General features: G+C 39.7%; 14 protein-coding genes. 13 read left to right on the top strand and 1 reads right to left on the bottom strand.

Going from position 1 to position 20,837, the window contains the following annotated elements; all coding sequences use genetic code 11:
- The first annotated feature begins 82 nt into the window (after positions 1 to 82).
- Both PARC_RS14145 and PARC_RS14140 read left to right on the top strand, forming a co-directional pair.
- A complete protein-coding gene (locus PARC_RS14145) occupies positions 83 to 1,444 on the top strand; it encodes a hypothetical protein (protein ID WP_010554602.1) in 1,362 nt (453 codons plus the stop codon).
- A gap of 126 nt (positions 1,445 to 1,570) precedes the next feature.
- The gene (locus PARC_RS14140; RefSeq protein ID WP_010554601.1) at positions 1,571 to 4,216 is read left to right on the top strand and encodes a DUF2339 domain-containing protein; all 2,646 of its coding nucleotides are present in this window, start codon (positions 1,571 to 1,573) and stop codon (positions 4,214 to 4,216) included.
- A 101-nt stretch (positions 4,217 to 4,317) separates the two neighbouring features.
- On the opposite strand, the gene PARC_RS14135 is transcribed toward PARC_RS14140, so the two are convergent.
- The gene (locus PARC_RS14135) at positions 4,318 to 7,758 is read right to left on the bottom strand and encodes a PAS domain-containing hybrid sensor histidine kinase/response regulator (RefSeq protein WP_010554600.1); all 3,441 of its coding nucleotides are present in this window, start codon (positions 7,756 to 7,758) and stop codon (positions 4,318 to 4,320) included.
- Positions 7,759 to 8,172: 414 nt separating this feature from the next.
- On the opposite strand from PARC_RS14135, the gene PARC_RS14130 reads away from it, so the two are divergent.
- The 11 genes from PARC_RS14130 (at position 8,173) to phoB (ending at position 20,818) form a co-directional block, all read left to right on the top strand.
- Complete coding sequence (locus PARC_RS14130; protein ID WP_007377498.1) at positions 8,173 to 8,436, top strand: DUF4212 domain-containing protein; 264 nt, start codon at positions 8,173 to 8,175, stop codon at positions 8,434 to 8,436.
- A 10-nt stretch (positions 8,437 to 8,446) separates the two neighbouring features.
- Positions 8,447 to 10,171 (top strand): sodium:solute symporter family protein, encoded by a 1,725-nt coding sequence (locus tag PARC_RS14125; protein WP_010554599.1) that lies wholly within the window; start codon positions 8,447 to 8,449, stop codon positions 10,169 to 10,171.
- A gap of 122 nt (positions 10,172 to 10,293) precedes the next feature.
- Complete coding sequence (locus PARC_RS14120) at positions 10,294 to 12,132, top strand: DUF294 nucleotidyltransferase-like domain-containing protein (protein WP_010554598.1); 1,839 nt, start codon at positions 10,294 to 10,296, stop codon at positions 12,130 to 12,132.
- A 15-nt stretch (positions 12,133 to 12,147) separates the two neighbouring features.
- Positions 12,148 to 12,771, top strand: coding sequence for a 3'-5' exonuclease (locus PARC_RS14115; RefSeq protein WP_010554597.1), 624 nt, complete (start codon positions 12,148 to 12,150; stop codon positions 12,769 to 12,771).
- A 175-nt stretch (positions 12,772 to 12,946) separates the two neighbouring features.
- Positions 12,947 to 14,200 (top strand): DUF3644 domain-containing protein, encoded by a 1,254-nt coding sequence (locus PARC_RS14110; protein WP_010554596.1) that lies wholly within the window; start codon positions 12,947 to 12,949, stop codon positions 14,198 to 14,200.
- 30 nt (positions 14,201 to 14,230) lie between these two features.
- Complete coding sequence (locus PARC_RS14105) at positions 14,231 to 14,959, top strand: SIMPL domain-containing protein (protein ID WP_010554595.1); 729 nt, start codon at positions 14,231 to 14,233, stop codon at positions 14,957 to 14,959.
- Between the two features lie 79 nt (positions 14,960 to 15,038).
- Positions 15,039 to 15,701, top strand: coding sequence for a peroxiredoxin-like family protein (locus tag PARC_RS14100; RefSeq protein ID WP_010554594.1), 663 nt, complete (start codon positions 15,039 to 15,041; stop codon positions 15,699 to 15,701).
- A gap of 178 nt (positions 15,702 to 15,879) precedes the next feature.
- On the top strand, positions 15,880 to 16,896 hold the full coding sequence (gene epd, locus PARC_RS14095) for an erythrose-4-phosphate dehydrogenase (RefSeq protein WP_002961528.1): 1,017 nt from the start codon (positions 15,880 to 15,882) through the stop codon (positions 16,894 to 16,896).
- 64 nt (positions 16,897 to 16,960) lie between these two features.
- Positions 16,961 to 18,136 carry a phosphoglycerate kinase gene (locus PARC_RS14090; RefSeq protein WP_007587175.1) on the top strand — a complete coding sequence of 392 codons (1,176 nt, stop codon included), beginning with the start codon at positions 16,961 to 16,963 and terminating at the stop codon, positions 18,134 to 18,136.
- Between the two features lie 201 nt (positions 18,137 to 18,337).
- Positions 18,338 to 19,402, top strand: coding sequence for a class II fructose-bisphosphate aldolase (gene fba / locus PARC_RS14085; protein ID WP_007587174.1), 1,065 nt, complete (start codon positions 18,338 to 18,340; stop codon positions 19,400 to 19,402).
- Between the two features lie 726 nt (positions 19,403 to 20,128).
- A complete protein-coding gene (phoB, locus tag PARC_RS14080) occupies positions 20,129 to 20,818 on the top strand; it encodes a phosphate regulon transcriptional regulator PhoB (RefSeq protein ID WP_006791869.1) in 690 nt (229 codons plus the stop codon).
- The last annotated feature ends 19 nt before the right edge of the window (positions 20,819 to 20,837 follow it).

The following is a 20,837-nucleotide window of genomic DNA, read 5'->3' as shown; positions in this document are numbered from 1 at the left end:
GAGGGTAATGCTTTGTAAATCATGAAATTAAAATAGAATGTTTGGGTCATAATGGGGATATTAATAATAAGGAATAACCTTAATGACCAACTCCCTTTTAAAAGCTGCATTACCCTTAAGTCTAATTACTATTTTGTCGGGCTGCGGCTCTGATGATAGCTCAAGCTCTACAGGTTACATCCAATTGTATAACGGCTCTTACAATAGCCCATACACACGTTTGTTTGTTGAAGAAACAGAGCGCTCAGGCGCTGATTTTGCCGATGTAACTACTCGCCATAACTACAGCACAGGCACTTATGATGTAAGTTTTGAATACCTAGATGCTAACGACAGCTATATAACAATTAGCGACCAAGAAATTTCTATTAAAGGTGACAAAACACAGTTAGTAGTAATGAGCGGCAACTTTGATGAGCCTACATTTACAGAGCTTAGCGTACCTATTACAAGCGATACGGGTGAGTTTAACTTAGGGTTTTACAATATTGCAGGGGAGGACACTAACTACGATATTTATTTAGCAACTGATGATGGCGTATTTGAAAGCGCGACACTTTTTTCATCGGCTCAATATTTAAGTGAGTTAGATCTGCAAAGCATTGATGAAGGCTATTACACTATTTACATAACAGAAGCGGGCAGCAGTGATGTTGTGTACGAGTCGTCATCTGTTTATTTATACGATGAAGCAAGTTATGTAGCAATGATCCGCCCAAGTTATGCTACAGAAGAAGGCGGTATTACGCTTGATGTAGTAACCGATAATAACTACGTTACTGAGCTTAAACATCAATCTGCACTGGGGCAATTACGCTTTATAAATACGGTCGATGACTACTCACCAGTGAGCTTTTCTGCTACACGCGGTACAACTGTAAACACAACAAATACAGTCGCTAGTGACTCTTATACCGATTATGTTGAACTTTCGCCCAATAGTTACAGCGTAGCGATGTACGACGAAGAAGGTACAAAACTAGCTGATAACTTTTTAATGACGCTAGAGCGTGAGCAAAGTGCGGTGGGTATTTTTTATAACGACGTTGATAACGGTTTACGTATGATGAGCGTTGAAGAAAACCTAACACCAAGTAGTTACAGCCATACGGTATCGGTTGTAAACCTAATTGAAAGCTACGCAGGGCAGTCGGTTTCAGATGTTGATGTGTACTTTACACTTAACGGCGAAACGGTAGACGACACCAGTAACGTAGTCGATGGCCTAGATAAGTATGACCAAGAAGAACAGGTTGTAGATAACGAAATTTACACGGTTTATGTTGTTTACGAAGATAATGGCCAGCAAATTGTGCTTATTCAGCAAAGCGATATGGACTTTACACAAGAGGGTAACTACATATTGATTTTAGAGCATGATGAAACAACAAGCTCAGGTTATAAAATGACCCTAGAGCGCACTATTACCGATAGTGTTGAATAAATCTAAACATATTAAGTAGCATAAAGCCTAAGCACTTTAAGTACTTAGGCTTTTTTATTGAACAAAATTTACCTACTCATTAATAATTAGGTACACTCAGGGCATAATAATTAATAAGAGTGTGCCATGGATGATTTAGTTGGGTTAGCCGTCATAGTAATACTGGTTGTAGTTGCCGGTGCTATTTGCGGCTTAATAGCGCTAGTGCAGTTAAATGGATTAAAACAAGAAGTTGCTGTTTTAAGGGCCAAAATAACACATCTACAAACACATAAATCGATATCGCAAAGTGAACCTCAAAGTGAAGCATCTACGGCTCAGGCAGCGCTTTCAAGATCAGAGCCAATTGCTCATAAAGCACAGCCAAACTTAACGCCCCAAAACTTGTCGCCACCTGTAATAAATCAGCTATCAGCGCCTCCTAAAAAAGCCAAACCAGCTGAAGCATCAGCCATAGAATTACTATTTAATAAATTACGCGCAGGGTTTGAAGAGAACTGGATGACCTGGATAGGCGCAATAGCGCTTGCGTTTGGGGGCATATTTTTAGCTAAATACAGCCTAGAAGCTGGATTATTATCGCCTGTAATGAGGTTGAGTTTAGGTGGCTTATTTGGGCTTGGCCTAATTGCAGCCGCAGCTTATTTACACCATAAACGCATTGTATTTGAAGGCTTTAATAATTACATACCCGCAGCGCTTGCAAGCGGCGGGTTTATTACCTGTTTTGCTTTAACGCTTTTAGCTTACAGTAGCTACGATATGCTTAGCCCTACCGTGGCATTTTTTGCGTTAGCTATTATAGCAATTAGCGCAAGTGCGATGGCACTTAGGTTAGGCCCATTATTAGCGGTATTAGGTATTATTGGCGCTTATAGTGTACCAATATGGGTTAGCACTGGCAGTGGTAACTTGTTTGCATTATTTATGTATGTTGGCTTTGTAAGTTTGTCGGCTGCGTTAGTTGCACATAAAGTACAGCGAGCTTGGTTGTGGTATTTATTATGGGCAGGGCATATTGGTTGGTATTTAGTTGGTTTTACATTACTTAAAATTAATACCGTTTGGTTAATGGGGGCATTTGCTTTACTTAGTATTATTGGGTTAATTGCTATACCGCGCTTAGGTCTAAAACTGAATGTTATTGAACATCGCCCGCACAGTTTAAAACGCTTAATTAAAGTGCTTCCAGATCATGCATTATTACTCGCCTTTATGGCGCCCTTAATATTTACCATGCTAATAAGTCACTTTGATATGCAGTGGCAAACAATCGGCGTGTTGTGTATTGTATTGGTGTTGTTTTTAGTCCTTAAAAATAGCCGTTGGGATATTTGGCAGGGTGTAGCGTTAGTTATTTCAACACTATTAGTGATAGGCGCTCAGCGCACGCATCTTTCGCCAAACCTATTTGATGACGCACTCTTTATATTCAAAAATGAGTATGGTTTGGGTTTATTACTCGGATTGTTACTTACCGCTTTTGGGCTTTATTACGGTAAAAAACAGATTAAGCGTTTAGCGTTTCATATTTCGGGGGCATTTAGTGTATTTGTAATGATAGCGACTTTATATACGCTTATTCCTAATTCCGCGTTAAGTACTGCATATCCACTTTGGGCCGTTGTATTGTTTGTAGTCGCCGCTATTTTAATAAAGCTCGCGCAACATAATACAACGCTATTTCAGCGTTTTACTTATTGGGTAGGCGCTAATGCCAATATTACGTTAGCAATTACCATGCTACTAAGTGACAGCGGCCTAACCATTGCTCTTGCTGTACAAGTATTACTTATAAGCGTACTTATTAAACGCTATAGCGTGCCTATGCCACATTGGCCTATAAAAGCCTTGGTTGCTGCGTTATTACTGCGCCTTACGCTTTCACCTTGGACGCCAAGTTACGATGCACTCACGGTATTTGGTTTGCATTGGAGCATTGTGGTTTATCCGTTATGTATTGCGTTATTTTTTGCCGCAGCTAAGTGCTTTGACTCATCAAAACTGAAAATATGGCTCGAAGGTGCAGCGCTTCATTGTTTAGCACTTTTTATTACCACCGAAACAAGTTATCAGTTAGTAGGGCATTATCCGCAATTTGATTCACTTAACTTTTACGAACAAATACTCCTTACCTGTAACTGGCTGGCATTAGGGTGTGTGTATTTACACAGAGCAAAACTTGCCGGTACTTTAGCTAAGTTATACCAAGTGGCGGGCTTTGCACTTGTAGGGTTAGCAGGGCTTTTTGCTATTAAAACACTGCTTGACGACAACCCATTATTTGAATCACTTTACATAGGTGAGCTGCCAATATTTAACTGGTTATTACTATTGTGGTTAGTACCTGCAGGATTAACGCTTTGGCTGGCCAAGCTTGTAAAACCAATAAACGCTAAAGCTACGCCATTTATATTGGCCGTTGCGGGTGGGTTTATATTATTGGCAATAAACAGCTTTATTCGCCAATACTGGCAAGGGCCTTATATTTACTTATCAAAAGGCACAAGTAATGCAGAGCTTTATAGCTACTCTGTTATTTGGTTAGTAATGGGGGCGGGTACTGTTATTTTTGGTCATTTAAAAAACCAGTTATTAATACAAAAAATCGGCTTAGGCTTACTAGCTGCAGTTATTGTTAAAGTGTTTTTAATTGATATGGCTAACTTGGAGGGCTTACTTAAAGCGCTTTCGTTTATTGGATTAGGACTTTCGTTGGTGGGGTTAAGTTGGTTATTCCAAAAGCTTAGAAGCCGAGTAAATCCAGTTTAACTTTTGAACACTTTATAAAGCAAAGCCCAGTGAAGATTCTGGGCTTTTTGTTTTACGCTATTACTTGATAGCTTTTAACAAGAACACTTTTTACTCGCTTATTATGTACTGTGATTAAGCAGTGCTTTTAGTTTGCCCGGTTTAATTGGCTTACTTAAATAATGAATATTAGCGGCTTTGGTTTCTTGTTTAAGCTCGGTGTCGCGTACTGCGGTAATTAAAATAGCGGGTACTTGGCTTTGCCAAATTTCGCGCAGGGTTTTAATTAGCGTTATGCCATCGCAGTCATTGCCTAATTGGTAGTCCATTAAAATAACATCGGGTGCACCGTTTTCTTTAGCGTGCGCCAGTACATTATTTACATTATCAAATAGCGTGTAATTAGCTTGCCACTTTTTAAGTAAGCTTGCCATTGCAGCTAGGTTTTCAGGGTCGTCGTCTACGGCAACAATATTAATTGCTGCACGGTTTTCTATTGGGCTGTTTGTAGTACTTTTTTGTTGTACAAACTGCTCGTCGCCATAAGGTACTTCAATGCTAAAACGGCTACCTTTATTTGGCTCAGAATGCACATCAAGCGGCAAACTTAATAAGTCAGCCATACGTTTTACAACACCTAAGCCTAAGCCTACGCCTTTGTTATCGCCCGACTCAACACGGTAAAAGTCATTAAATATTTTAGCTTGCTCTACTTCGCTAATACCAGGGCCTGTATCCCATACTTCTATTCGTAAATTGTGCTTTCGGTTCCTACAGGCAATTAATACACGGCCATTATCGGTGTATTTAACTGCATTAGAGACCAAGTTTTGAATAATTCGGCGTAAATAGGTTATATCGCTGTGCACAATTTGTTGGTGTGAACGCACACTAAGCTTAAGGCCTTTATCACTTGATAAAATAGCGTATTCACTTTGCAGTGGCGCTAAAATATCTTCAATATAAAAGTGGCGAGGGGTTGGGGTCATAGCGCCTTGTTCTAGCTTGGCTATTTCAAGTAGTGCCGACATTAAGTGCACGGTTGAATCAAGACTGTCGCCTAATTTTTCAAAGCTGTTTTGGTTAGTGCTGTCGAGTTGCTTTTCGTCAATGGCAGCAAGGTATAAACGTGCTGCGTTTAACGGCTGTAAAATGTCGTGGCTCGCCAGTGCTAAAAAGCGCGTTTTACTGTCGTTGGCTTGCTCTGCTTCTCGTTTGGCTAAAGTAAGTGCTTGCTCGGTTTGTACACGGCTATCTATTTGAGCTTGTAAGTCTCTATTAATGGTTTGTACTTCTTGAGTTCGCGCTTCTATGCGGTTTTCAAGATCCATGTTTACTTCTTCAAGTGCATTTTGCGTACTTATGTGATTGGTAATATCCGAAAAGCTGGTAACAAATCCGCCATCGGGCAGCGGATTACCAATCATTTCGTATACTTGGCCATTACGACGGTGGCGAATAAAGTGATGCGAGCTGCCGTATTTTAAATGCTGCACACGTTTTTCTACTTGGCGTTCTATTTCGCCAGGGCCACATTCACCACGGTTAGCGTTGTATCTAATAATATCTTCTATGGGTTGGCCTACTTCTAAAAATCCTTCAGGGTAGCCGAACATTTCGCTGTAGCGTTTATTCCAAGCTACTAGCTTTAAATCTTTATCGACAACTGAAATACCATGGCTTAAATTTTCGAGTGAGGTAAATAACAGATTTTGATTAAATTGCAGCGCTTGTGTGGTTTCGTCAAAAAAGTTTACAACTTCTTCAAACGCCATACGCTTACCCGACGATACCGTATGTATTAATGCTTGCGCGGAAGATGCGCCAAGCACGCCTGTTAACGCGCGTTCGCAGTAGGCTATAAATTCAGGCTCTGGGTGTGCGTTGTTATCGCTTAAGTGATGGGCGAGTGCGTAATGCGCCAATACTTGTTGGCTGCGCTGAATACCTAAAAAGGTTTGCAGTAGTATTTTAAAGTCGTAAACAGTGGCTTTTACGTCTTTATTTAAGCGCCTTGATAAAATAGCCTGATCTTTAGGGTTAACAAAAGCAGCTGCCTGAATCTTATCAATTAAGCGCTCCTCAGCCCCAAGTGAAAAACTAATATAACACCCAATATTGGCAAACAAAGCTATCAAGGTTCCGCGTGTTATAAGCGTTTGTTGTAGCTCGCTATCAAGCGTTGCTCCGGCATCGAGTATTGGCAGCATTAAAAATAGTACCCAGCAAATAAAGCCCGCAACTAAACCTGCATAAACCCCATAAGCATGGCCTTTTCGCCAGTATAAGCCGCCCACAATAGCGGGTAATAATTGAGTAACAAGTGAAAAAGCAACTAAGCCCATACTTGCCAGTGCGCTGCTATGGCCAAACCATTGCTGATAGAAATAGGCCAAAATTAATATGCCTGCAATAGCAAAGCGCCTTACAAGTAAAATGCGAGACTTATAACTGGTGGTAATTAAGTTGCGTTTAAATTTACGACGTAGCATTAGGGGTAATACCACATCGTTTGAAATCATCGTGCTTAATGTAAGCGTTGCTACCACTATCATTGCGGTGGCGGCCGATAAACCACCTATAAATACAAAGGTGGTTAAAAAGGCGTTGTCGTTAATTAACGGTAGGGCAAGTACAAAGCTGTCGGGTGAATAGCCGCTGCCAATTTCAGGATGAATAGCCGCAGTCGCAATAGGTAAAATCATTGCGGCAGTTAATAGTAAATATAGCGGGAAAGCCCAGCGAGCGGTAAGTAAGTGGCGTTTGTTTTGATTGTCGACCACGGTTACATGAAACTGGCGTGGTAAACATATAATAGCCGCCGCAGCCATTAAAGACTGGCCAATAAAGTTAAAACTAAAAAAGTTAAAGTCGCTCCAATGGGCCCAAATCGACTCGGTTACTTTATTTGAAGTAGGCTCTGGCATATTAAATAAGGTGTAAACAGCAAGTCCTGCTACAGCAATAAGTGCAATAAGTTTAATCATTGATTCAAACGCGACAGCAAGCATTAACCCAGAGCGATACTCTGTTACGTCCACTTTGCGGGTACCAAAAAATATTGCAAATAAGGCCATAATTAATGTGGCAGAAAGCGCGAGCATATCGCCTGATATTTTATTACTGTTTTGCAAAAGTAAAAAGCTGGTACTAAGCGCTTTTAATTGCAGTGCAATGTAGGGAATAGTCGCCAGCAGCGCAATAACAGTAACCATAATCGCGGTAGTTTGGCGTTTGCCGTAACGAGCTGAAATAAAGTCAGCAATAGTGGTTATGTTTTGTTTTTTGCTTACCAGTACCAGCTTACGTAAAAACCCTTGGCCGAATAAAAACAGCAGCGCAGGGCCCAATAATATTGGCAAATAACTCCAACTGCTGGTGGCGGCTGTACCCACTGAGCCGTAGTAAGTCCAAGAGGTACAGTAAATCCCAAGTGAGAGTGAATACACAAAAGGGTGATGGCTAATACGCTTTGCCAAAGGGGTTGTTTTATCGCCCCAATTGGCGAGCCAAAACAGCACACCTATATAACTTAAAGCAACAATAATGAGTACGGCAGTCATGTTGTTATTAAACCTTATTATTTTAAATAGTCCCTCAACCCTATGAGGGATTAACACAATACCAGAACTGAGGTTAAGTGTGAGGCTTGAATTTAAAATAAAACTTTCATTTTATTTCTATCTTATTGAATATTAATAACAAAAATAAAATCATCTCAAGCATTAGACTAATGTCGCATTAATAAACAACTTACCAATTTAATAGTAAAGCCAATTCAAAAAATTAAGCTAACCAATTGAAATAAAATGAAAATGTATAAAATACGTTTGAATGATAAATACAGTTTACGTAAACGTTAATAAGCTGTTACGACTATGGTCTCAATTCAATATGTAACCAGCGTTGCTAAATTGGTAAGCGAAGATAAAAAACCACTCATCGCGATATTGCGGTGCTTAAAGGGGAAAACAAAAATGGCTTTTAAAGATGAAGAACAAGCAAAAGCTTATTGGGCAGAAAACATTTCGCTGTTATTTAAACTATTAGCAGTGTGGTTTATCGTGTCTTTCGGCTTTGGCATATTACTGGTTGATGTACTTAATGAAGTGCGTTTTTTTGGGTTTAAACTTGGCTTCTGGTTCGCCCAGCAAGGCGCGATTTATACCTTTGTTGCTTTGATTTTTGTGTACGTTTTCAAAATGAATACGTTAGATAAAAAATACGGCGTAGACGAATAGGAGCTAAGCAATGGATGTTCAAACACTCACGTTTATAATTGTTGGTTTAAGCTTTGCGCTTTATATCGGCATAGCAATTTGGGCCCGTGCGGGTTCAACTAAAGAGTTTTATGTAGCAGGCGGCGGCGTACCTCCTCTTGCTAATGGTATGGCAACGGCTGCCGATTGGATGAGTGCCGCGTCGTTTATTTCAATGGCGGGTATTATTTCGTTTGCAGGTTACGATGGCAGCGTTTACTTAATGGGGTGGACAGGTGGTTATGTACTATTAGCCATGTGTTTAGCGCCTTACTTACGTAAATTCGGCAAGTTTACTGTTCCTGACTTTATTGGCGACCGTTACTATTCACGCACCGCGCGTTTAGTGGCAATTGTATGTGCCATATTCATTTGTTTTACTTACATTGCAGGGCAAATGCGTGGTGTAGGCGTCGTATTTTCACGCTTTTTAGAAGTAGAAATTGAAACCGGTGTTTACATTGGTATGGTGATTGTATTCTTTTATGCGGTACTTGGCGGCATGAAAGGCATTACCTACACACAAGTAGCGCAGTATTGTGTACTTGTATTTGCCTACCTTGTACCAGCCATTTTTATCTCGATGATGATGACGGGTCACTTTTTCCCACAAACCGGTTTTGGTGCCACATTAATTGGCAGCGATGGCGTGTACGTACTTGATAAACTAGACGGCTTAAGCGCTGAACTTGGTTTTGCGCAATATACCGAAGGCTCTAAGAGCATGATTGACGTGTTCGCTATTACTGGCGCGTTAATGGTAGGTACTGCTGGTTTACCACATGTAATTGTTCGCTTTTTCACTGTACCTCGTGTAAAAGACACGCGTATTTCTGCAGCATGGACACTTGTGTTCATCGCGATTGTTTATACTACAGCACCTGCGGTTGCAGCCTTTGCTCGCGTAAACATGGTTGATACTATTAATGGTAAAGACGGTAGCGGTACAGCTTACGCAGAAGCACCAGGATGGATTAAAAACTGGGAACGCACAGGTTTAATTACATTTAATGATAAAAACGGCGATGGCAAAATGTTCTACACGGCGGGTAAAATAACCGATCCGAACAGTGCTAACGAAGTAAACGTAGACCGCGACATTATGGTATTAGCAAATCCAGAGATTGCTAACTTACCAGCATGGGTAATCGCACTTGTAGCTGCTGGTGGTATTGCCGCTGCACTTTCTACAACAGCAGGTTTACTACTGGTTATTTCGACCTCCGTTTCGCACGATTTACTCAAGCGAACTCTCAAGCCCGATATTACCGACAAGCAAGAGTTACTTGCAGCGAGGTTGGCAGCCATGGTCGCTATTGTTATCTCCGCGTACTTTGGTATTAACCCGCCTGGGTTTGTGGCATCGGTAGTGGCATTTGCATTCGGCCTGGCGGCAGCGAGTTTCTTCCCAGCAATTATTATGGGTATATTCTCTAAAACAATGAACCGCGAAGGCGCAATTGCAGGCATGGTAACGGGTATTGGCTTTACCGCTGCGTATATCATTTTCTTCAAGTTTGTTAGCCCAGAGCTAAACAGCCCTGAAAACTGGTTCTTAGGTATTTCACCTGAAGGTATTGGCTTAATTGGTATGATTATTAACTTTGCAGTAGCTGCAATTGTTCTTAAGTTTACTAAACCTACACCAGTTGAAATTCAACTAATGGTTGAAGGTATTCGTAACCCTAAAGGATCAGCAGAAGCGCACGACCACTAGGCAACATTTATAGATATAGTTTACAAAACATAAAGCACCAAAAGCCCGACTTTAGTCGGGCTTTTTATTTGTTTAATAAATAAGTACATTGGTGTTGTGTATACTTTTTAATGAGTACAACAATGAGTGTAGAACAACAGGAAATAGCCCAATACGTTTGTTTGCAAGCGCCTTTTACACTGCTTGATAGCAGCGCATACGAATATTTTGTAAATCATCTTGATATTATTTACCTCACCCGCGAAAACCAAACGCAGTGGTTACAAAGTGAAAACCCTAAACTATTTTTAATTCGCTCTGGTTTGTACGACCTAGTTGATGGCAAGGGGGATGTTGTTACACGCTTAGCGCAAGGTGATTATTTTGGTTTTCCGTCGCTGTTAACCGGCGAAGCAATTCAAAATAGGTTAGAGGTACAAAAAGAAGGCATAGTGTATATGCTCTCTCAAACGCATTTTGATTATTTACGCCGAGAATACAAATCGTTTGAGCAATACTTTGTACGCGCTCATGCTAACCGGTTGTTGTCATCGCATTATAAAAGTAAAAACGATAGTTGGTCTGAACGTAAAATATCAGAGCTGATGACCCGCACCGCCATTACGCTTACGCCCGATGCAAGTATTAGGCAAAGTGCTAAAAAAATGAAAGAGCATGGCGTATCGTCAATAATGATAACGCAGCACGCGCACTTAGTAGGGGTGGTAACCGACCGCGACTTACGTAATCGAGTACTTGCCGACGAAGTAGATCCACAAGACGCAGTAAGCAGTATTATGACAGCCAAACCTAAGTTTATATTTGAAAATAACCGGGTGTTTTCGGCGCTGCACTTAATGCTTAAATACAATATTCATCATTTGCCGGTGCTCGACGAAAACCATAACCCGATAGGAATGATAACCAGCACCGATTTACTGCGCCAACAAAAAAGTGACCCCGTACAGCTTATTGGGCGCATATACAAAGCGCATACTGTTACTGATTTAAAACGCTACGCAAAAGAAATCCCCGAACTTTTGCGTGGTTTTTCGTACAACATTGACGACATATCGCTAATTGGTAAATTACTGAGTGGTTTAACTGATGCGCTTACATCGCGCCTTATTCACTTATTTCAAGAAGAGCATGGCGCAGCGCCAACCAGCTTTAGTTTTATTTGCTTTGGCTCGCAAGCACGCGAAGAGCAAACTCTGCATTCAGATCAAGATAACGGCTTATTACTTCCAAACGACTTAACTCCCGAGCAGCACGCTTACTTTAAAAGCATGGGGAAGTTTGTATGTGAAAACTTAGTTGAATGCGGCATTAGGCGTTGCCCAGGTAATATTATGGCAAGCAGCGATGAGTGCCGTATGAGCGTAAACGACTGGAGCGAGCGATTTTTTAAATGGATAAAAAGCCCAACGCCTGATGCAATGCTTAACTGTAAAATATTTTTTGACCTGCGATTTATTGAAGGCTCAAATACTTTATACACCGCTTTTTGCGAGCAACTAATTCGTATATCGCGTAACGACTTATTCTATGCCGCAATGGCAACCGACATAAGCAGCAACAGCGTGCCAATTGGTTTATTTAATAAATTTAAAACTGAAAAAACAGATCAAAATAATAAATATATAGATTTAAAAAAACGCGGTGTCGTAATTATAAATGACATAGTGCGGTTATACGCTTTAAAAGCGGGTATTAGGCGCGCCAACACACAAGAGCGGTTGGACGCACTACTAAAACATAAACTGATCAGCAAAGAAGATATATACAACCTAAAAGACTGCTGGCGGTTCTTAACGCAGCTTCGCTTGAGTACACAAATAAACGAAGAGGGTTTACCGAGTAATTGTATTAACCCTAATAAATTAAACTCATTAGAGCGCCATCAACTAAAAGAAGCGTTTTACCTTGTTAAACAAGCGCAGCAAGCCGCCGCGTTTAAGTTTGCTCGCGGCAGTTTATAATGATGGATTACTAACATGGTAAAAAAGCTGCTCACTCGGTATTTAAAGCGCCGTAAATTACTAGGCAAAAATGCCTTACAACAACGTTATTTGGTGATTGATTTAGAGCTCACTGGCCTTGATGCAAAACAGCACGAAATTGTATCACTAGCGTGGGTGATAATAGATAACCAATGTATAAAAATGAGCGAGTCGCAGCACCTTATAAATAAAGACGTAAAAAGCCTTGAGCAAAGTCCTGTTTTTCATGGGATTAACGACGATGCTATAACAAATGGACAGAGCTTGTGCAGTATATTAACGCAATTGAGCTGCCATTTTAGCGACTGTATTTTAGTGTTTCATAATGCCATGCTCGATTGGGGATTTTTAAAAATAGCGCTTAAAAATGCCAATATAACTATACGTCCTAAACTCATACTCGACACACTCCATATTGAACAAAAGCGCTTACTCCATCATTCAACTGAAATAAAACAAGATGATTTAACCCTTAATGCTTGCCGCACACGTTATGAGTTACCAAGCTATCATTGCCATCATGCACTGACCGATGCACAAGCCACCGCCGAGCTACTGCTAGCCCAGTGTCATCAAATAAGCCGTGGCAAAGAGTTAAAAGTAGCCGAGTTGATGTAGGTTGGATAGAGGACAGCGAAACCCAACGATAAAATGCCTTATCGGCTAACACCGAGGCTAATGATAGGCAGTTTACTTTTATTGTTATTCGTATGATTATAGGTACTTGTATATTTATTATTTAATATTAAAAATATAAATTTCATAAATAGAAAACGCAGATGGAATAGCGAAGATGAATAAATACGAAAAAGTTGATTTAGCTTATAATTTTCTTGTTGAAAAAGAAAAAGAGAGTGAAGCGTTTACTGTACTTCAATTAATGGAAGCAACGGAGTGGAAGGCTGACACATGTAGAACATATTTATCTAAACGCTGGTATCAATATCTAGAAAAAGATGGAGAGCAGTATTCAAGTTCCGGAATAGCTTTTTTAAGTAAAAATGAATTTAGAGCGGTTCATAGCCAAAAGTTACAACAAGTAATTGATCATTCAGTAAAAGGAATATTACTTCACAAGGCTAAAGAGTTCGCGTTGCTTGCCGTATCAACTTATAACAATCCCTATACTGAATTTAAAACTTATGGGTTTATAGTCAATATAGTAATTGCTTACACATCACTTATGCATGCCATATTTGAGAAGAAAGGAATTGATTATTTCCATAAAGATGCAAATGGAAGAACGATTTTTATCGATGGTGAAGAAAAGTCATGGGAATTGAGAGATTGCATCGATGGGTATTGGCAGGGATTTGAAGCTCCAGAAAAAGCGAATATAAAATTTCTGATCGGGTTAAGAAATAAAATAGAACATCGAAGCTTACCTGCTATTGATTTAGCCGTGAGTGGTGAATGTCAGTCAGCATTAAGTAATTTCGAAACAATACTAGTTGAAGAGTTTGGAGATGAGCATGCTTTAACTGCAAGTCTTGCGATTGCAATGCAATTAACAAGAATTTCCGAACAAGCTCAGATAGATGCTTTGAAACAGCTTCAAAAAGATAATTACAAAGCTGTTCGCCGATATATGGAAACATATCGAAATGATCTAAACGATGATGTAGTTCAAAGTCAAAAATATAGGGTTCGAGCCTTTTTGGTTCCTAAACTAGGAAATCATGCAAAGTCAGCAGATATGGCTATAGAGTTTATTAACGTAAATAAGTTAAGTGAGCAAGAGTTAGAAAACTACGAACAAGGTGTTGCATTTATCAAAGGGGTCGAAAATCCTTTTAAGTTAAGACCAAGTAAAGTTGTAGATCTTGTTTCTAAAAAAATCCCTTTCTTTAATATAGCTTTACATACTAAATGTTGGAAATTTTATGATGCAAGACCACGTGGTGAGCAAAGAGGTTTTAAAGGTGAATTTTCAGGTTTTGTAGAAGGTTTTGAAGGTTATTTGTATTCATTGTATTGGAGTAAATTTTTAATAGAAGAATTAAAAAAACCAGAAGTCCTATCACTCGTTAAACAACAAGCGATTTGATAATAAATTATTGCTATTCAAGGAACGATCATGAAACTCATCACTAGTATTTTCTTAACCTTATTCCCACTCATCACTTTTGCTAATTCAAGCTTAGCCACAAATCGCCATATTGCAGTTCAAGGTACTGCAGAGGTGCTTGCCAATCCTGATATCGCTAAAATACTATTTCAAATTATAAGTATTAAAAACGAACCTTTAGCAGCTAAGAACGATCTTGATAATAAAGTTAATTTACTAATTGACGGGCTAAATCAATTTGAAATAACTGCCGATGATGTAGTTGCCTCAAGTGTTAAAGTTGAAAAAACGGGTATGGATTACATTGAAACAGGGCATCAGGCTCCCGCAGAATACGCAGCTATAAGGACCTTTGAAGTAACACTAAAAAATATTGAAAGAGTGAATGATTTAAGTGATTTTTTATTGAATTTAAAAGTAAATACGATTCAAAATACTGAATTTTTATCTTCAAAAGCTGAGCTGTTACAAGCACAAGCTACACAACAAGCACTTAATAACGCAAAAGAAAAAGCAAATGTGCTTGCTAACTCCTTTGGTACAAAAGTGGGTGAAGTACGCACTATTAGCTCAACTCAAAAAAGCGTTTACAGTGGCTTTGGTGCAGCGGTTAAAAAAATAGATAGAGTAAATCCAATGAGCGATTCATTTCCTAAAGTTCGCAAAAATTATTTACAACAAACGATAAGCTTTAAATCATCAATAAACGTGGTGTTTGATTTAGAGCTAGATGAATAAGCTAAAATTTTCATTTCAAATACATTTTCATAATGTAAGCTGGCTTTAAGTTTTTGATTAATTTGAAGGTAGCCATATAATGAGCGATGAAAATAACACGTTAAAAGCACAAACTGAGGCAAAAATAGCGGCAGGGCGTAAAGGTAATCCTGATTTTATGAAAGGCGTTGATGAAACTATTGCACAGGCAAAAGCGTTTCAACAAGGTGCTAATGCACTTGATTTAAACCAAAGCGCACCAAGTTTTGAGTTACCAAATCAACATGGTCAATCGGTGCAGTTAACCGAGTTACTTGCTAAAGGGCCTGTGGTTGTTACTTTTTATCGTGGAAGTTGGTGTCCGTACTGCAATTTACAGCTCAAAGCGCTTCAAGCACGTTTACCTGAAATTCACGCATTAGGCGCACAATTGGTGGCTATTAGCCCACAAGTACCCGATGGCTCACTTAGTGATGATGAAATAAGTAAAATGGATTTTTTAGTGCTGAGTGATCAAAATGCCGATGTAGCAGCAAGCTACGGCGTAGCATGGCAAGTACCCACATTTTTACTAGAGCATATGCGAGTAGACCGAGGCCTAGATTTAGAGTCGGTTAACAATGGCAATAGTCGTGTTTTACCGATCCCTGCCACCTTTGTTTTAGATAAACAAGGTAAAGTGACTTGGCGTTATGTTGACGTTGATTATCGTACTCGTTCTGAGCCAGAAGATATAATTAACGCATTGAAAAATTTAGTATAAAAAACTTAATTTAAAAAGTCAGAACCATCGAAGAGCTTGCAATGCGTAAGCTCTTTAACCTTAATTTAAAGTTTCTAATGCTACCCTCTTATAATAATGCTCAAGGTCGATTACAATACAGCCATCTAAAAGGCGTATTGCCTTTATCTGCACGCTAAAAGAGTGGATTTTATATTTCATGGCAATCAAACTTGCAATTAATGGTTTTGGTCGTATTGGTCGAAATATTGTCCGCGCGTTATACGAGTCTGGTTTGAGCGACGATATAAAAATTGTTGCGATTAACGAACTTGCTGATCCTGAAGCTATTGCTCATTTATTAAAATACGACACATCCCACGGTCGTTTTTCTTTTCCTGTAAAACTTGGTGAAGACACCATTAGTGTTGCAGGCGATACCATTGCACTTTTTTGTGAAGAAAACCCAATTGAATTACCTTGGCAAACGCTCGATGTAGACGTTGTACTTGAATGTACAGGTGTTTATCACTCGCGTGAACATGCGCAGTTACATATTACTGCAGGCGCTAAAAAGGTGTTGTTTTCGCATCCGGCTGATAACGATGTTGATGCTACGATTGTGTATGGCATTAACGACGATGAGCTTAAAAGCGAGCACACAATTGTTTCTAACGGCTCGTGTACAACTAACTGTGTTGTGCCGGTTATTAAAGTATTAGATGATGCATTTGGTATTGAGTCGGGCGCTATTACAACTATTCATGCGTCGATGAACGATCAACAAGTGATTGATGGTTATCATCATGATTTACGCCGTACTCGCGCTGCAAGCCAATCAATTATTCCAGTTGATACAAAGCTCGCCCGTGGTATAGACCGTATTTTACCTAAATTTAAAGGCCGTTTTGAAGCCATAGCCGTACGTGTACCGACTATAAATGTCACGGCAATGGATTTAAGTGTAACGGTTAATACCGATGTAGATTTAAACGCAGTAAATAACGCACTTAAAGCACAAGCAAAAGACCGCTTAGAAGGTATTTTAAGTTATACCGAAGAGCCGCTTGTGTCGGTTGATTTTAATCACGACCCACATTCTTGTATTATTGATGGCACACAAACACGTGTTAGTCACAAACGACTGATAAAGTTATTAGTATGGTGTGATAACGAATGGGGTTTTGCTAATCGTATGCTCGACACAGCGCGTGCTATGATGGCAGTGAATAAGTAATTTATTAATATAATAATTTTAAACGTATTTTTCAGGTTCAGTATCGTTAACTAAGGAGATGTTCATGTCGGTCATAAAAATGGCAGATTTAGATTTAAACGGCAAACGCGTATTAATTCGTGAAGATTTAAATGTACCAGTTAAAGCAGGTAAAGTGACGTCAGATGCGCGTATTCGTGCAGCACTACCTACTATTAAATTAGCGCTTGAGATGGGTGCTAAAGTAATGGTTATGTCACACCTTGGCCGTCCTACGGAAGGGGAATATGATGAAGCGTTTTCGCTAGCACCTGTCGCTGATTACTTAAACGATGCCCTTGAGCAAACTGTACGTTTAGAAAAAGATTATCTAAACGGTGTTGATATTGCTGATAACGAAGTGGTTGTTTTTGAAAATGTGCGCTTTAACAAAGGCGAGAAGAAAAACGACGAAGCGTTATCTAAGCAACTTGCAGCACTGTGTGATGTATATGTAATGGATGCATTTGGTACGGCTCACCGTGCACAAGCATCTACCCATGGCGTTGGCTTATTTGCCGATGTGGCATGTGCAGGTCCATTGTTATCAGCTGAACTAGAAGCGTTAGGCAAAGCACTTGATAACCCAGCTCGTCCATTAGTGGCGATTGTTGGTGGTTCTAAAGTATCTACTAAGCTAACCGTTTTAGATTCACTTTCTAAAATTGTTGACCAATTAGTTACCGGTGGCGGTATTGCAAATACCTTTATTGCTGCATCAGGTAGCCCAGTTGGTAAATCGCTTTACGAACCAGATTTAATGGATGAAGCTAACCGCTTATGTGCAGCAGCGATTGCTAATAATGGTGAAATTCCGGTACCGACTGACGTAGTTGTTGGTAATGAGTTTTCTGAATCTGCTGTAGCTACGCTTAAAGATGTAAGCGAAGTAACAAGCGACGATATGATTTTTGATATTGGTCCTGATACAGCGAGCAAGCTTGCAAAAATTATTGCAAATGCGGGCACTGTTGTATGGAATGGCCCTGTTGGCGTGTTCGAGTTTGACCAATTTGGTAATGGCACACGTGCTATTGCACAAGCAATTGCTAACTCAAATGCGTTTTCAATTGCTGGTGGTGGTGATACCTTAGCCGCAATTGATAAATACGGCATTGCCGATAAAGTTTCTTATATTTCTACTGGTGGTGGTGCGTTCTTAGAGTTTTTAGAAGGCAAAAAACTTCCAGCAGTTGAAATGCTAGAGTCGCGCGCTAAGTAATTTTAGTAGCGTAAGGTGAGGGGGTAATAGCCCTCACCGACAATTAATTATTAAATACCTCTCACCCTAATTTAATAGTTAATTTAGACGGAATATTACTGCAAAGCAGTGGTTTTTCGTGGCGTTGTTATAACGCCAAACTAACACATCCGTTCAAACTAGATGGTAGGGAACTACTGTCGATAAATTGGAGAATACCCAATGGCTTTAATCAGTATGCGACAACTTTTAGATCATGCAGCAGAGCATGGTTACGGCGTACCTGCTTTTAACGTTAACAATCAAGAGCAAATGCGCGCAATAATGGAAGCGGCTGACAAAACAAACAGCCCAGTAATCGTTCAGGGATCAGCTGGCGCACGTGCTTATGCTGGTGCTCCATTTATTCGTCATATGATTTTAGCAGCCGTTGAAGAATGGCCACATATCCCCGTTGTTATGCACCAAGATCACGGCACATCGCCAGGTGTATGTCAGCGTTCAATTCAGCTTGGTTTTTCATCAGTAATGATGGATGGCTCGTTAATGAGCGACGGTAAAACTCCTTCAAGCTACGAATACAATGTAGAAGTAACGCGCGAAACTGTTGCTATGGCTCATGCTTGTGGCGTATCTGTTGAAGGCGAGCTAGGTGTACTTGGTTCACTGGAAACAGGTGAAGCTGGCGAAGAAGACGGTGTTGGCGCAGAAGGGTTACTAACCACTGAGCAAATGCTAACAGACCCTGAAGAAGCGGCTGACTTTGTAAATAAAACACATGTTGATGCACTTGCAATTGCCTGTGGTACTTCGCATGGAGCTTATAAATTTACTCGCCCACCAACAGATGACATTTTAGCGATTGATCGCATTAAAGCGATTCATGCACGTATTCCTAACACGCATTTAGTGATGCATGGTTCATCTTCAGTTCCTCAAGAATGGTTAGAAATTATTAATCAGTATGGTGGCGAGATTCCAGAAACTTATGGTGTGCCAGTTGAACAGATTGTTGAAGGCATTAAGTTTGGTGTTCGTAAGGTAAATATTGATACCGATTTACGTTTAGCATCTACCGGTGCAATTCGCCGTCATATGGCGCTTAACCCATCTAACTTCGATCCACGTAAATACTTAGCTGAAGCAACTAAAGCAATGACAGAGATTTGTGTTGCACGCTATAACTCGTTTGGTACTTCTGGTCAGGCTAGTAAAATTAAGCCAATTTCACTTGATGAAATGCACCTTAAATACTTAAGCGGCGAGCTAGACCCTAAAATTAGATAATAGATCAATTTATAATTGATCATTATTAAGCCAGTAACTTTGTTGCTGGCTTTTTTAATGTCAGCCCTTTTTATATTGCAGGTTACGGCTTCTATTGATCAGATCGCTGTACTATCAACTCCGTACTTTGGGATCACGCATTTACTAACACAGCCTTTTCGGATCATTACTTTACTAAGCCAAATACACTTTTTCGCTATTTTAGGCTCTGAGATAATTTGATCGTTATTTATTTGTATAAACAATCAACAACTTATGGCTTTGACTAGGTACAACTCTGATCTGAGAGTGGATCGGCTTGGTAAAAATCTGATCCTTTATTTGGGGCTTAGTAAAATTTAGATCTATTTTTAAACGTATTGATTGTTACACAGGCGGGTTTGTTAATTTTAAAATAGCTTTAAAGTTACTTTTAAGCGATCGATCTGTAAAAAAGTCTTGGTTAGTAAAACAATGATCCCAGTTAATTTTGTATTATTTAATGATTCAACTAGCGACAAAAAGCAGATAATTTCAAAAATTAGCTATTTTATAAATTTATCGTAAATCTCTTTTTATTACGTTAAATATTAAAAAGGTTTTAAAAATATGACGTTAATGAGGTTTTTTGTCACTAATTTGTGTTTTTTTTACCACCATTTTAATTTACACGTTACACTTTCATAAAAATGTCATACTTAGTCATAATAATGAAAACTAATTCGATAGCGTAAGAGATAAATTGGAATGTCACGTAAAGTACTAGTCGTAGATGACGAAGCTCCTATCAGGGAGATGTTGGTTTTTGTTTTAGAGCAAAATGGATTTCAAGCAATTGAAGCAGAAGATTACGACTCTGCTATTGCAGCTATGGTTGAACCTTACCCAGATATGGTTTTACTTGATTGGATGTTACCAGGTGGAAGCGGTATTCAAATTGCTAAAAAGTTTAAGCAAAACGAACACACCCGCCAAATCCCAATTATTATGCTTACAGCCCGTGGCGAAGAAGAAGACAAAGTACGCGGTCTTGAAGTAGGTGCTGACGATTACGTAACTAAGCCGTTTTCTCCTAAAGAGCTTATGGCGCGTATTAAAGCGGTTATTCGCCGTGTATCGCCAACCTCATTAGAAGAAGCTATTGAAGTACATGGCCTGCGTTTAGACCCTATTTCGCATCGTGTTACCTCAGAAGGTAACGAGCTTGATATGGGGCCAACCGAATTTAGATTACTGCACTTTTTTATGACTCACCCAGAGCGTGTTTATAGCCGTGAACAGCTGCTTGATCATGTATGGGGAACTAATGTTTACGTAGAAGATCGCACGGTTGATGTGCACATTCGTCGTCTGCGTAAAGCAATTGGCCCACTTGGACATGACCGTTTGGTGCAAACTGTACGTGGTGCTGGATATCGTTTTTCAAGTAAGCTGTGATCAGCTTAAAGCTTAGCTA

The organism is Pseudoalteromonas arctica A 37-1-2, assembly GCF_000238395.3.
In the GTDB taxonomy this organism is placed as follows: domain Bacteria; phylum Pseudomonadota; class Gammaproteobacteria; order Enterobacterales; family Alteromonadaceae; genus Pseudoalteromonas; species Pseudoalteromonas arctica.
Note: the sequence above shows the minus strand (reverse complement) of the source record. Positions and strands in the feature narration are given on the sequence as shown.

Coding starts and splice junctions, on each gene's coding strand:
- PARC_RS14135 (WP_010554600.1), bottom strand. CDS start 7,758: ATGACTGCCGTACTCATTATTGTTGCTTTAAGTTATATAGGTGTGCTG.
- PARC_RS14120 (WP_010554598.1), top strand. CDS start 10,294: ATGAGTGTAGAACAACAGGAAATAGCCCAATACGTTTGTTTGCAAGCG.
- PARC_RS14140 (WP_010554601.1), top strand. CDS start 1,571: ATGGATGATTTAGTTGGGTTAGCCGTCATAGTAATACTGGTTGTAGTT.
- PARC_RS14115 (WP_010554597.1), top strand. CDS start 12,148: ATGGTAAAAAAGCTGCTCACTCGGTATTTAAAGCGCCGTAAATTACTA.
- PARC_RS14100 (WP_010554594.1), top strand. CDS start 15,039: ATGAGCGATGAAAATAACACGTTAAAAGCACAAACTGAGGCAAAAATA.
- PARC_RS14125 (WP_010554599.1), top strand. CDS start 8,447: ATGGATGTTCAAACACTCACGTTTATAATTGTTGGTTTAAGCTTTGCG.
- PARC_RS14110 (WP_010554596.1), top strand. CDS start 12,947: ATGAATAAATACGAAAAAGTTGATTTAGCTTATAATTTTCTTGTTGAA.
- phoB (WP_006791869.1), top strand. CDS start 20,129: ATGTCACGTAAAGTACTAGTCGTAGATGACGAAGCTCCTATCAGGGAG.
- PARC_RS14145 (WP_010554602.1), top strand. CDS start 83: ATGACCAACTCCCTTTTAAAAGCTGCATTACCCTTAAGTCTAATTACT.
- fba (WP_007587174.1), top strand. CDS start 18,338: ATGGCTTTAATCAGTATGCGACAACTTTTAGATCATGCAGCAGAGCAT.
- PARC_RS14090 (WP_007587175.1), top strand. CDS start 16,961: ATGTCGGTCATAAAAATGGCAGATTTAGATTTAAACGGCAAACGCGTA.
- PARC_RS14105 (WP_010554595.1), top strand. CDS start 14,231: ATGAAACTCATCACTAGTATTTTCTTAACCTTATTCCCACTCATCACT.
- PARC_RS14130 (WP_007377498.1), top strand. CDS start 8,173: ATGGCTTTTAAAGATGAAGAACAAGCAAAAGCTTATTGGGCAGAAAAC.
- epd (WP_002961528.1), top strand. CDS start 15,880: ATGGCAATCAAACTTGCAATTAATGGTTTTGGTCGTATTGGTCGAAAT.